Annotated in this window: 15 protein-coding genes and 1 tRNA gene; 2 read left to right on the forward strand and 14 right to left on the reverse strand. The window is 36.6% G+C overall.

What is annotated here, in order from left to right:
• Positions 1 to 15: 15 nt before the first annotated feature.
• The 13 genes from VZL98_09715 to VZL98_09775 all read right to left on the reverse strand — a co-directional run bounded on the left by VZL98_09715 (position 16) and on the right by VZL98_09775 (position 11,486).
• The gene (locus VZL98_09715) at positions 16 to 498 is read right to left on the reverse strand and encodes a metallophosphoesterase (protein WVH62966.1); all 483 of its coding nucleotides are present in this window, start codon (positions 496 to 498) and stop codon (positions 16 to 18) included.
• Positions 473 to 1,105, reverse strand: a complete 633-nt coding sequence (rdgB, locus tag VZL98_09720; GenBank protein ID WVH62967.1) for an RdgB/HAM1 family non-canonical purine NTP pyrophosphatase — start codon at positions 1,103 to 1,105, stop codon at positions 473 to 475. The genes VZL98_09715 and rdgB overlap by 26 nt, the downstream gene beginning before the upstream one ends.
• The gene (locus VZL98_09725; GenBank protein WVH62968.1) at positions 1,102 to 1,626 is read right to left on the reverse strand and encodes a DUF5698 domain-containing protein; all 525 of its coding nucleotides are present in this window, start codon (positions 1,624 to 1,626) and stop codon (positions 1,102 to 1,104) included. Before VZL98_09725 ends, rdgB begins: the two co-directional genes overlap by 4 nt.
• 34 nt (positions 1,627 to 1,660) lie before the next feature.
• Positions 1,661 to 2,182, reverse strand: a complete 522-nt coding sequence (locus tag VZL98_09730) for a DUF5698 domain-containing protein (GenBank protein WVH62969.1) — start codon at positions 2,180 to 2,182, stop codon at positions 1,661 to 1,663.
• Between the two features lies 1 nt (position 2,183).
• On the reverse strand, positions 2,184 to 3,611 hold the full coding sequence (gatB, locus tag VZL98_09735; GenBank protein ID WVH62970.1) for an Asp-tRNA(Asn)/Glu-tRNA(Gln) amidotransferase subunit GatB: 1,428 nt from the start codon (positions 3,609 to 3,611) through the stop codon (positions 2,184 to 2,186).
• A complete protein-coding gene (locus VZL98_09740) occupies positions 3,611 to 4,645 on the reverse strand; it encodes an amidase family protein (GenBank protein ID WVH64560.1) in 1,035 nt (344 codons plus the stop codon). Before VZL98_09740 ends, gatB begins: the two co-directional genes overlap by 1 nt.
• Entirely contained in the window at positions 4,596 to 5,012 is a 417-nt protein-coding gene (locus VZL98_09745; protein ID WVH62971.1) for an amidase, read from the reverse strand. The genes VZL98_09740 and VZL98_09745 overlap by 50 nt, the downstream gene beginning before the upstream one ends.
• Before the next feature lie 9 nt (positions 5,013 to 5,021).
• Positions 5,022 to 5,306 (reverse strand): Asp-tRNA(Asn)/Glu-tRNA(Gln) amidotransferase subunit GatC, encoded by a 285-nt coding sequence (locus VZL98_09750; protein ID WVH62972.1) that lies wholly within the window; start codon positions 5,304 to 5,306, stop codon positions 5,022 to 5,024.
• A 58-nt stretch (positions 5,307 to 5,364) separates the two neighbouring features.
• Entirely contained in the window at positions 5,365 to 7,353 is a 1,989-nt protein-coding gene (ligA, locus tag VZL98_09755; GenBank protein ID WVH62973.1) for an NAD-dependent DNA ligase LigA, read from the reverse strand.
• A complete protein-coding gene (locus VZL98_09760) occupies positions 7,353 to 9,566 on the reverse strand; it encodes a UvrD-helicase domain-containing protein (protein WVH62974.1) in 2,214 nt (737 codons plus the stop codon). The genes ligA and VZL98_09760 overlap by 1 nt, the downstream gene beginning before the upstream one ends.
• A 139-nt stretch (positions 9,567 to 9,705) precedes the next feature.
• Positions 9,706 to 10,401 carry a hemerythrin domain-containing protein gene (locus VZL98_09765; GenBank protein ID WVH62975.1) on the reverse strand — a complete coding sequence of 232 codons (696 nt, stop codon included), beginning with the start codon at positions 10,399 to 10,401 and terminating at the stop codon, positions 9,706 to 9,708.
• Between the two features lie 41 nt (positions 10,402 to 10,442).
• Positions 10,443 to 11,000: a TIGR01440 family protein gene (locus tag VZL98_09770; GenBank protein WVH62976.1), complete on the reverse strand. Its 558-nt coding sequence runs from the start codon at positions 10,998 to 11,000 to the stop codon at positions 10,443 to 10,445.
• Between the two features lie 21 nt (positions 11,001 to 11,021).
• A complete protein-coding gene (locus tag VZL98_09775) occupies positions 11,022 to 11,486 on the reverse strand; it encodes a YbaK/EbsC family protein (GenBank protein WVH62977.1) in 465 nt (154 codons plus the stop codon).
• Positions 11,487 to 11,567: 81 nt separating this feature from the next.
• Between VZL98_09775 and VZL98_09780 the strand changes: the two genes are divergently transcribed.
• Together VZL98_09780 and VZL98_09785 are read left to right on the forward strand one after the other, a co-directional pair.
• Positions 11,568 to 11,644, forward strand: a tRNA-Pro gene (locus VZL98_09780).
• Between the two features lie 197 nt (positions 11,645 to 11,841).
• Positions 11,842 to 12,018, forward strand: coding sequence for a hypothetical protein (locus tag VZL98_09785; protein ID WVH62978.1), 177 nt, complete (start codon positions 11,842 to 11,844; stop codon positions 12,016 to 12,018).
• Between the two features lie 35 nt (positions 12,019 to 12,053).
• Here VZL98_09785 and VZL98_09790 read toward each other — a convergent pair whose 3' ends face one another.
• Positions 12,054 to 12,986: a hexose kinase gene (locus VZL98_09790; protein WVH62979.1), complete on the reverse strand. Its 933-nt coding sequence runs from the start codon at positions 12,984 to 12,986 to the stop codon at positions 12,054 to 12,056.
• Between the last annotated feature and the right edge of the window lies 1 nt (position 12,987).

The following is a 12,987-nucleotide window of genomic DNA, read 5'->3' on the forward strand; positions in this document are numbered from 1 at the left end:
TCTTCTGATCTCCTTTTATAGTATGACTTTTTCAATTTCTATATATTCACCCAAGTTCAATATCGCAACTGTTTTTTTCCTGTCATAATCCCTGGGTATTGTCGGACTGCCGGGATTTAAAAACACTATTCCATTATGTCTATCTTCGTTATAAAAATGGGTATGTCCATAGAGGACCAGGTCAGCTTCTTCTTGCATTGCCCATTCTGTCAGTCTCGTAAGATTAAATCCCACTGCTTGTCTATGTCCATGAACTGCTAAAATTCGAAACCTGCCTTCATTGAATACCAAACGCTCTTGAACTGCCCCAAAGGAATAGTAGTCATTGTTTCCAAGCACTGATAAGACCTTGATTCCGGTAATTTCCGATATATAATCAGCATCTTCTGCATGATCTCCTAAATGAATCATATAATCCAAACCGTGAAGGTTTTGGATGAGATTTACTACATTTCTGTATTCTCCATGAGTGTCACTTACTACAAGTATCTTCTTCATTTTTTTCTACCCCGATTCTCTCAAGTAAGTCTTTTAGCTGCTCCAGCGCAAGAGCTCTATGACTGATTCTATTCTTGGTATCTGAATCCAATTCAGCAAAAGTTTTATCGTATCCTTCAGGTATGAAGATTGGATCATAGCCAAAACCAAATTCTCCTCTTTCAGAAGTACTGATCGTACCCTCACACACTCCAAGCGCTTCGTGTTCATTACCTTCTCTATCAAGTATGACTATTGAGGTTATGAATCTTGCCGATCTCTCGCCAGCTTCTACACCTTGCATATCCTCAAGTAGTTTTATCCTGTTATCAGCATAACCGGCATGATCTCCGGCATATCTTGCCGTATGAACGCCCGGAAGTCCTGAAAGTGAGTCGACATAAAGTCCGGTATCATCTGCCAGCACTATATCGGCATCGCATCTATTAAGTATTGCTTTGGCTTTTAGAATGGCATTTCCCTTTAAAGTATCAGCATCTTCTACTACTTCAAGTTCACTCAATCCTACTTGATCCTTGGATAGAATCTTAAGTTTTAAATCTTTAAGTATACTTTTTATTTCCGCTACCTTGTCTTGGTTTCCAGTAGCTATTACCAGTGTTTTCACGCTTTTTTAGCTCCTCTAAAATATCCTCCGGTTATCGGATCTACAGTTGAGGTCATCATAAATGCTTTTTTATCATGACCGGAAATTATTTCTTTTAATCTCTTAAAGTCCTTTCGCTTGATGATTATAATCAGATAATCTCTCATCATGCTTCTTCCCTGTCCTTCAACTACTGTAACTCCAAAACCATTTTCTCTAATCTCAGATATCAATTCATCATTATCTGAATCTCTTAAAACTACATTGACAGCAAGTTCTCCAAGTGCAAGTTTTTCTTCTATCATAAGTCCTACAAAGTTACCGGCTGCAAATCCAAGTCCATAAAATACAATCTTCATTGGATCATCAAGATCTGTTACAATCTTTCCAAGTACTACTACATATACTATGGCTTCGAAGAAACCAATAACCATAACTATCAGTTTTCTTCCCTGAATCATAAATATAGTTCTCACTGTGGTGAGTCCAACATCGCAAATCCTTGCGAAAAATATCAGTAAATAAATTATAATATTGGGCATAATTACTCCTTATTTTAAAGTCCGAGTTATGGTTTTAATGTGTTCTGAGTCTTTTAATATATCCACCAAGTGCGTTTACAGGCGCAACCGAAACAAATGCATCTTCGGCACCATGTGAAATGATTCTTTTGAAGTTAATCAAATCTTTTCTATGAAGTGATACGATTAAAACATCTCTTGGACCTTTCTTTCCATCCCCGTTTAAAACAGTTACTCCGAGTCCCTCTTCTCTAATCGTCTTAATCAATTCATCATTATCAATGCCCTGTAAAATCACTGTAGCAGCAAGATTTCCGAGGCCTATTTTTTGTTCAAGCATTACGGCAAACATACAACCCGCACCATATCCCAGTCCATATACTACTAGAATTACCGGATTATCAACTTGTCCAATTATCTTAATGACTATCAGAGCAAACAAACTTGCTTCAAAAAAACCAAAGAAGGAAGAAATCAGTTTTCTTCCTTGCAGTGAATAAATCGTCCTAAAAGAAACTATCATGGAACTGATAACCCTTACAACAAATATTAAAAGTATATTTAAGACATGTTCCATCTTATGCTTCCAATCTTTCGAGAAGAAGTTTATTGAATACTTGCGGATTTCCCTTACCTTTACTAGCTTTCATGCATTGTCCGACCAAGTATCCGAGAGCTCTGTCTTTACCGGCTCTATAATCGATAATCGACTGCTCATTCTGATCAAGTACTTCCTCTACTATTGCTTCCAAATACGACTCATCTGAAATCTGAATAAGTCCTCTATCCCTTATCAACTTCTCAGCATCTTCACCGCTGTCAAATACTTCTCTAAGAAGTTTTTTACCAGTATTGGTGTTTATTTTTGACTCCAGCACGTATTTTATAATAACTGCCAGATTTTCTGCACTGAGCGTCATCTCAGAAGGATCTATTTCCTTTTCGTTAATGAGTCTTAAGACATCTGAGATTATCCAATTGCTTACAGCTTTTGAGTCTCCGACTTTTTCATAAACCGATTCAAATAACGAAGAAATATCCGCATTTCTGGATAGAATGTCGGCATCGTATTCAGACAGTTTATATGTTTCTATAAATCTTAAGGCTTTGGCAGCGGGAAGTTCCGGAAGAGATTTAGCAATTTTTTCCACATAAGACAATTCCAGATTGATTGCAGGTAGATCTCCTTCAATGGTGTATCTGTAATCCGCTCCCTGCTCTTTCATCCTCATTAACTGAGTTTCTCCAAGTAAGTCATCCCATCTTCTGGTTTGTTTGTTTTCAACTACTCCTGCTTCGAGAAGTTCTCTTTGTCTCACTTGCTCAAATTCTATCGCCTTTACGACTGCTCTGAACGAGTTCATGTTTTTTATTTCGGCAATACCGGTTTTATTTCCTGTTTCATCATCTACCATATTGATGTTAACATCGCATCTCAAGGAACCTTCTTCCATCTTGACATCTGATACACCGATATACTTCAGTATCTCTCTAAGTGAATTTAGGAAAAGATATGCCTCTTCAGCGGTTTCCATATCCGGTCTGCTTACGATTTCAATTAGAGGTACTCCCGATCTGTCGTAGTCCATTAGAGTATGTCCCGTTTCCGTGTGAACAGACTTTCCGGTATCTTCTTCTATATGAACTCTTTCTATTCTAATTTTCTTCTTGTAATCACCTGTATTGACTTCTATATATCCATCTCTGCAAAGAGGTTCTTTATCTTGAGATATTTGAAATCCTTTGACAAGGTCAGGATAAAAATACTTTTTCCTGTCCATTTTAGAGTGGAGGTTGATATTGCAATTTAGTGCCAATCCAGCTTTAATGGCATATTCCAGTGCTTGTTTGTTTAAAAGTGGCAAGGTACCTGGATGTCCTAAACAAATCTCACAAACATTTGTATTTGGAGGTGCTCCGAAGACATTCTTACATCCACAGAACATTTTTGTTTCAGTTGAAAGCTCAACATGTATTTCAAGTCCTATTAATGTTTTTATGCTCATTATTTAACCTCCTTATAAAATTTGTCTGCTATATTGAGTAATAGTTCATCTTCAAATCTATCGGCTATTAGCTGTACAGATCCCCCAAGTCCTTCATTCATAGGTATGGAAATCGCACAACTGCCTGTTAAATTTACTATTACATGATAATCCCCGCTGTTAAATGCTTCAACAGATCCTTTCTCTCCACCAAGTTTTGCAGGTAGATCAGGTGTTGAAGGTGTTAATATCAGGTCATAATCTTTAAATATGCTCGCCAGTTCATTTTTAATTTTAGTTCTTACTTTTATAGCTCTTTCATATATTTCTCTTTCGAATTCAGAGCCCAGGTAGTACATACCTATTGCGATTCTTCTTTGAACTTCTTCACCAAATCCTTCACTACGCGTCTTAACATACAATTCTTCGACACCTTCATAGTCTTCTGCTATATACCCGTATCTAATACCGTCAAATTTTGAAAGATTACTACTTGCCTCCGCAGTATTTATTACAGAGTAAGTAGGCGAAAAATATTCGCGGTTTTCAAATTTTATCTCCGTCAATTCAGCTCCGAGCTTAATAAAAGTATTGATGGCTTCGTTATAATCGTTTAATACTTTCTCATCTATATTGAATTGTTCAAAATCATATACATATGCGATTTTTATTCCGCGCAGATCTTCTCTATCCTCTAATTCCAAGTTCATTTCCTGCTTCATGGAAGTCGGGTCCTTTTGGTCATGTCCACCGATTACATTAATGGTATTCACTATATCTTCGACGGAGCCTCCAAAGATTCCAACTTGATCCAGTGAGTTTGCAAGTGATACTACTCCATATCTTGAAATACTTCCATAGCTCGGTAGGTAGCCCAGTAAGGAACAATAGCTTGCCGGTTGTCTAACTGAACCGCCGGTATCACTGCCAAGAGATACTACACTATAGCCCAGTTTTTGAGCTGCAGCAGCTCCTGAAGATGATCCACCGGGTATAAGAGTGTTGTCAATAGGATTGTTGACAGGACCAAAGTAGGATGTCTCTGAGCTTCCCACCCATTGCAAATTCGTCCATATTTGTCTTACCTATTATAATTGCATCAGCGTCCATAAGTTTTTTCACAATGGTTGCATCATAGCTTGGTATATAGTTCTCAAGCATTTTTGATGCACATGTAGTTTTAAGACCTTCTGTCATTATATTGTCTTTTAAGCTTACTGCTACTCCAAATAATTCTCCCGGTTCTTCATTGTTTTTTAACTTATCATCCAGTACAGCAGCCCTTTTAAGTGCTTCTTCTGTATTAACGGTTATAAAGGTATTGCATTTATCAGCTTCAATTTTTCCAAGGAGTTCTTTTGTATGGTCGAGGACGGTTATTTCACCATTAATAAATCTCTCTTTTAAATTTCTAATTATCATATATTCCTCCTAATCCAAAACTCTTTGCAATCTGAAGTATCCGTATTCTCTATCATTGGCATAGGATAGGGCTTTCTCTCTATCCATTCCTCCGACTGGAACATCTTCTCTAAAATATGCTTCGTTTTCTGTATTAATACATGTTCCCTCAAGTCCTTCAACATCCGCCTTGAATAGAATGCTATTGTATTCAATCAGCTTAGAGAACTTTTCTGTAATTTCATCCAGTTTATTCTCATCTAATTTTATATGAGCATCTTTATAGATACTCTTTACCTTGTCTTTATTAATCATATATTCGCTCCTCTGAAGTATACAGTACTTTTAATCAGTCTATTTTTAGTTCATCTATCTATTTTATCATGTTTTTAATAAATTCTTCAAGTTCTGATTCTCTAATTATCTTTGTACCCAGAGTTTCAGCTTGAGTTAATTTACTTCCGGGGTCTGTACCCACTATTACATAGTCGGTGTTCTTTGATACCGATGAACTGACTTTTGCACCTGCATTCATTAAAATCTCTTGAAGTTCTTTTCTCTTATAGTTTTCAAAGCTTCCCGTAATAACAAATCTCTTATCGGTAATTTCAGTCTCGGTGACTTCCCTACCACCTTCGAAAACAATGCCATGATTAATAAGGTCGGACAATGCAGTTTTTATTTCATCATCATGGAAGAATTCTACAATGCTTGCGGCGATTATTTCTCCAACATCCGGAACTTCCAATAGTTCTGATTCAGTAGCATTTGTAATTGCTTCAAGGCTTCCAAATTTTTCTTCCAAATCCATGGAGGTCTTGATACCGACATTTGGAATTCCAAGTGCATAAATAAATGATGCCAATTTTACACGCTTGCTCTTTTCGATGGCATTTAAGAGATTTCCGGCTCTTTTTTCTTTAAAGCCCTCCAACTTTAAAAGACTTTCTTCTTTTAGTTCATATATATCCGTTATCTTATTTACATCCAGTTCTTCGATTAGTTTTTCAACTGTTTTCTCACTTAAGCCTTCGATATCCATCGCATCTCTTGAAGCAAAATGAGTAAGCCTTGATATCATCTGAGGTTTACATGAAATAGAATTGGGACAAAATATATGGACTCCGTCTTGAATGAGTTCGCTATTACATGATGGACAGTGGTCAGGCTTTTGAATTGTTTCAGTTATGACATCCGGATCGGGAACTACTCCTAGTATCTCAGGTATTACATCTCCCGACCTTCTTATCAAAACTCTCGATCCAAGACTTAGGTCTTTCCTCTGTATATCGTCGTAATTATTAAGAGTGGCTCTTCTGACGGTAACCCCGCCAATATCAACGGCATCGACAATTGCTGAAGGTGTAACTTTCCCTGTTCTACCCACATTCCAGATTACTTCTCTCAGTATAGTCGTATACTCCTCAGCTTCAAACTTATAGGCAATTGCCCATCTGGGCGCTCTATTTGTATAGCCGAGTATTTCCCTGGTTCTCATATCATTTATCTTAATGACCATACCATCAGTCAAAACGTCGATATGCTTTCTAAGGTCCGATATCCTAGCTATTTCACTCTCAATCTCATCTATATTATTTACTACGGGTCTGTAATTATATACCTTAAATCTATTGTCTACTAAGAAACTGAGCATCTCTTCTTGTGAGTGAAATTCTCTACCTTCTATATATCCCACATTATAAAAATAAGCATCCAGTTTTCTACTCTCTGTAACTGCCGGATTTAGATTTCTTAATGCTCCAGCAGCTGCATTTCTTGCATTTTTAAGTGGTACTTCCGCAGATTCATTGTATTTTTCGAGCTGAGATAATGGCATTACTCCCTCACCCTGTACTTCCATAAGTCCGGGATAATCTATTCTTAGTGGGATGGATCTTATGGTTTTAATCTGAGGTAATATTTCCTCGCCCGTTATACCATTGCCCCTGGTTGAAGCATTTATTAAAATTCCGCCATTATAAGTCAGGTTTACTGTTAGTCCGTCAAACTTATACTCTAGTACATACTCAGGTTTAGGAAGTTTTTCTTCAGAGCTACTATTATAGTCGGCAATTAGTCTTTCAGTTCTGATAATCCAGCTCTCAAGCTCCGGCAGACTTTGTGCTTTATCCAAGCTATAGAGAGATGCTATATGTGTATGCCTTTGGAAACCAGGCAGAATTTGGGCACCTACCCTACCGGTTGGCGAATCAGTGTCAGCATAACCTCTTTCTCTTTCCAGTTCTACCAACTCATCGTATAGTCTGTCATATTCGGCATCCGATACAATCGGTTCATCCAGAGTATAATAGTGATAATTTAGTTCATTTATTCTATTTTTTAATTCTTCTATTCTGGTCATTATTTTACCCTTTCAAGTGGTGCTAGGTCACTTCTCAGCTTTTTTATTCCCATATTTTCAAAAGAAATCATAAGTTCACTTGTATTATCATCTTTTTTGTTTACATTAATTATAGTTCCAATTCCAAATTTTTTATGTTTTACTTTCTCACCCATGACATATTCTTCCTTGGTAGCCTTTTTTAGATTCTCTCTTCTCGATTCAATATCGTATTTAAGGTAGTTTTTATCCCAGTTTACATCCTCGCCCGTTTCCTTATAGGTTTCGACAACTGAACCGGAATACTTGTTTCTAAGTATATTCTCTACCTCTTCAATACTGTCTCCAAGTTCTTCCACAAATCTTGATTTCTTGGACGGTATTATCTGTCCAAAACTTCTTCTTATCGTCGTAGACGTAAGGTAGAGGTTGTCTTTTGCTCTTGTAAGCGCTACATAAAACAGTCTTCTCTCTTCTTCTACATTGTCCTCATCAATTGAAAATTTGCTCGGGAAAAGTCCTTCTTCCACACCTGTTAAGAATATGGTCTTATACTCCAGCCCCTTTGCTGCATGTATTGTCATCAAGTTGATACCTGACATAGCAGCATCAGTCTTGTCTACATCCGACATGAGTGAAACTGAAGCTAGATAGTCTTCTAAATCCGCATCAGGATTCTCAGCTTGATAACTTGCTATAGATGATACAAAACTTTCGATATTTTCAAGTCTGGTTCTAGATTCAACTGTGCCTTCATTTTTTAGATCTCCCGGAATTCCGGTTAAATTCACTATCTCATGAACGGCTTCAGATAAGCTCTTTTCATCAAGTAGCTCTATCGATTTACTAATGATCTTTTTAAATTCCAATAATCCGCTTGCAGCCTTGCCGCCAAGTATAACTTCAGATCCATTTGTCATAATATACTGTACAATCGACATGCTGTTATTTAATGCAGCATCTTCAAGCTTTCCAAGACCCGCTGCCCCTATACCTCTTTTAGGCTCATTTATTATCCTCTTTAATGAGATGTCATCCATTGGATTGACTATTATCCTTAAATACGCCAATAGATCTTTAATCTCTTTTCGCTCGTAGAACTTGAGTCCCCCGACTACGACATAAGGTATCTGTGCATGAACCAAAGCTTCCTCAAATTGTCTCGACTGCGCATTCGTCCTGTATAGGATTGCCATTTCACTCAATTTCTCACCATTATAAACCAAATGGTCAATCCACTCAACTACTGCCCTTGCCTCTCCATCTTCGCTATTAACTTCCTTGTATATCGGTTTTTGTCCACCGGTTCTGGAAGTCCATAGGTTCTTGTCTTTTCTCTGTTCATTATTTTTAATTACTTTGTTTGCAGCATCCAAAATGCCTGAGGTAGATCTATAGTTTTCTTCAAGAAGAACTACCTTTGCACCGGGAAAATCTTCCTCAAAATCCAGTATATTTGAAATATCTGCGCCTCTCCAGCCATAGATTGACTGATCTCCATCTCCAACTACACATACATTTTCATGATAACCGGAGAATAATTTTACCATCTCATATTGGGATTTATTTGTATCCTGATATTCGTCTACAAATACATATTTGAACTTTCTTTGGAAGTATGAAAGTGTATCATCATCGCAGTTTAAGAGTTCTATTGCCTTAATTATAAGGTCATCAAAGTCAAAAGAATTATACTCTTTTTTCTTTTTTTCATATAACTCGTATATATCTGCAATTTTCCTATTCATGAAGTCGTCGCCATAGACTTCCCAATAATTCTCAGGAGATACCCCTTCGGTCTTTGCTTTTGAAATATTTGCAATTGCTGTTGAATACTTAATTACTTTGTCACTTAAATTTATTTCAGAATATATTTCTTTTAATAATGATCTTTGATCATCTCTATCATAAATCGTAAAATTATTTGTATATCCTATTTTTTCTGCATTTATTCTTAAAATCCTAACAGCAATGGAGTGAAAGGTACCTATCCACATGCTGTCGATTGGTCTATTTAAAAGTTTTTGAACTCTTTCTTTCATTTCCTGAGCTGCCTTATTGGTGAAGGTGATTGCAAGTATGCTTCCGCTATCCACTCCAAGTTCATCAATAAGATAAGCTATCTTCGTAGTTAAAACTCTTGTTTTCCCACTTCCGGCTCCTGCCAATATCAACATCGGACCTTCAGTGTTAGATACGGCTTCCAGCTGTCTGTTATTTAAATTACTAAGCATTATTTCCCCTTTTCCGCTTGCTTTTCAGAATAAAAAAAGCAAAACTCTAAATCTTTTATGTCTTATATTTCTGTATTCTTCCCTATCTATTATAGAGTAGTTTGAGTAATATTAAAAGGACCCATACAGGCCCTTTAATCTAAGCAAAGTATTTCTCTTCATAGACTTCAAAAAGAAATGTATTTTCCTTGTATATGTGTAAAAATAAATCTTTCACTAATTCTCTAAACTCACTCATCATTAGATTGAAAAGTTCAGACTTTTTATGAACTATATTAAAATCATCTGTCAATACAATTAGTCTTGATACATACTCACCGATTATACTATGCACTTCTTCCGAATGTCTTATAGCATCCAAGATTCTCTTACTATATACTCCGGTCAACGCCGAAAGCTTAATTGCCGGGAAGATATCAACTTCTTCCTCAGCAAAATGTATTTGAATTTCAGCTTTTATATCGATAAATATATCCGCAATCTCTTTCATTAGTTCGGTATTCTCTAATTCGGGATCCTCTTGAAGTTCTGGAATAATTGTACCTAAATCTTTTAATACTCTATTTGTGAAACTATGATGGACTTCTAGGATATGGTCTATCATTTCAGGTATATCAAAGTCTTCCAACCCTTCTGGAAACCTGTCGGGATTTTCAAAAGAATCAATATAAGTCTCTAATTCTTGTATGGTCTCGTTGACCGGAAGCCCCCTCTTTTGTATTGCATCCTTCAACATAGTATTTTTCATACTCGAATAATCTATATTATTTAATCTAAAAAAGTTTATACTTATTGGATGTTTTTCGATTATCTTCTTTAGTTTCAAATTGCTCATATGCTTCCTATCTTTAATAAATATTTTCTAAATTTAGTTTTCTATCTTTTGTTATAAACAGAGTCCGGATACTCAGCTCTTGGACCGCCAATTAGTTTAGGTCTGGACTTAAGTGCGGTTACATGAGCCATCCCTATTTCTTTTATCTCAAGTCTTACAGGTATTTGAACGTATTTCACATGCATTCCTATTGATGTATCACCTATATCCAGTCCTGCTTTTGCGACTACATGTTCTATCATGACCGGGTCTTCAGCCAATTCATAAGCAGCCATACTGCATGCTCCTCCGGCATGAAGCGCAGGCTTTACAGTTACTTCCTCGTATCCATATGCTTCTTGAGCTTCCCTTTCGATTACAAGTGATCTGTTGATGTGCTCACATCCTTGTACTGCAAGATAGATACCTCTAGGTTTTAGTACTTCCAGTAGTCCTTTTACTATGGCATATCCGATATCTTCACTGGAGCTTTTTCCTATTTTCATCCCCTGTACTTCACTCGTACTTGCTCCAAGCACAAAAATGTCTCCTTCACTGAGTTTTGCATATTCGAGCAGCTCTTCAGCTGCTAATTTTACTCTATTTTTAATTTCTTCCATTTTACACCTCCAGGTGGTGGTTTAGTATTTTCCTACGTCTACCCAGTTTTTAAAACCGGATGTCTTTTCTAGTTCTTCCAAACTCAATTCTATGGTAGTATTATCTGTTCCGCAAGCAGGAAATACAGTCTCGAATCTCCTTAGCGAATTATCTAAATAAACTTCAACTCCATCTTTTATGGCAAATGGACATACTCCGCCTACATTATGACCTACAAGCTCTAACAGCTCTGTCGGACTAAGCATCTTGGCTTTCGATTTAAACTCATCTTTAAATTTTCTATTGTCTATTCTAACATCGCCTGCAGCAACGACCAGTACAGGTGTTGAGTTCACCATAAAAGCCAATGTCTTTGCTATTCTTTCTGGTTCACAACCTGCCGCTTCGGCTGCCAGTTCTACTGTAGCTGTGGAAGTATCAAATTCCATTATTCTATCACTTAAGCCGAATTGTCCTAAGTAGTTTTTAACTCTCTCTAATGACAATGTACTCACCTTAACCTTTTTCATCTATATTTTCATATTTAGAATTGATTTTTTTCATTTCGTAATTTATAATACTCGTATCGGGGTGTGGCGCAGCTTGGTAGCGCGCATCGTTCGGGACGATGAGGCCGTAGGTTCAAATCCTATCACCCCGACCATATTACATAATTAAAAACAGCATAGGCTGTTTTTTTATTACAGTTTAGGGTATAAATAGAAGTGATTCTTTCTTTTACAATAAAATCTATACACTTATTATAGCATATTGTGATGTATTTTTTTATATGGATATGTATTCTTTAAATAAAATGAGGTGGTTTATATAAATATTAAGAAAATATCTAATTTAAGTTTTATGATTGGTCTAGGTCTTGGTTCCTATGCACTATATAGGCTGGTATACAATTATTTTACCCTTCCCAAAGGAGTCTGCCCTCTTAACTCAGGAAGACCTTATGCATTAGCAGCTCTGGTTTTTATAGGAGTATCAGTACTCTTGGACTTAAAGAAAGATACAAAGAAAACAGAATAATTAAGCAAATAAAAAGGAATCGAAATGATTCCTTTTTAAATTAACTCTACTTTTATTTTTTCATAAATATCTTTAAAATCGCTAAGAGCTATATGTCCTGTAGTAATCTGCATCGCATTTAAGACTCCACAGGTCATTGCCGTCTTTAATATTTCAACATTGTCCAAACCTCTACTATATGCATGAATAAATCCGGCTACAGTAGCATCTCCACTTCCTACAGACGAAACTACTCTGACCTTCGGTGTATAGGCTCTGTAGAGTTCGTTTCCAAATCTTGCTATCGCACCTTCTTCGCCCAAACTCACGAGTATATTTGGAAGTTTTCCCAGCACTCCTTCTTTTAGGCTTGCTCCAACTCTATTAGTATCCGAACCGACTCTCTTTCCCAAGAATGATTCCAATTCTTCCAGATTGGGTTTTATCATAAATGGTAATGAGTCTGATTTTAATACTTCGCTAAGTGCTTCCCCCGAAGTGTCCAAGACGGCTTTTGCACCCTTCGAATTAACTATTTTTATAATCTGTGCATAATAATCGGCATTTAAACCGGGAGCTAATCCACCTGACATAGATACAATCATATCACTTTCGATTATCTTTTCAAGTTTTTCTAAAAGTGCAGCACTTTCAGCATCACTTATTCGAGGTCCGGCTTCTAGTATTTCAGTTTGTTTTTCATCGTAGATTATTGCTATACAATTTCTGGACGCTTCTTTTATTTCTACAAAATCGGATTTTATTTCTCTTTGTTTGAGTTCATCGGAAATGAATTCTCCGTTTCTACCGCCGAGAAAACCCGTTGCAATGACTTCATCTCCCAGTATTTTTAGTACTTTGGAGACATTTAAACCCTTACCACCTGCCGTCTTACTTAACTTCTGTGTTCTATTGATTGCATCTTCTCTAAATTCATCAAGAAAATAGGACATGTCAATCGACGGATTTGCAGTGATTGTAAGTATCATT

The organism is Peptoniphilaceae bacterium AMB_02, assembly GCA_036321625.1.
In the GTDB taxonomy this organism is placed as follows: domain Bacteria; phylum Bacillota; class Clostridia; order Tissierellales; family Peptoniphilaceae; genus Microaceticoccus; species Microaceticoccus formicicus.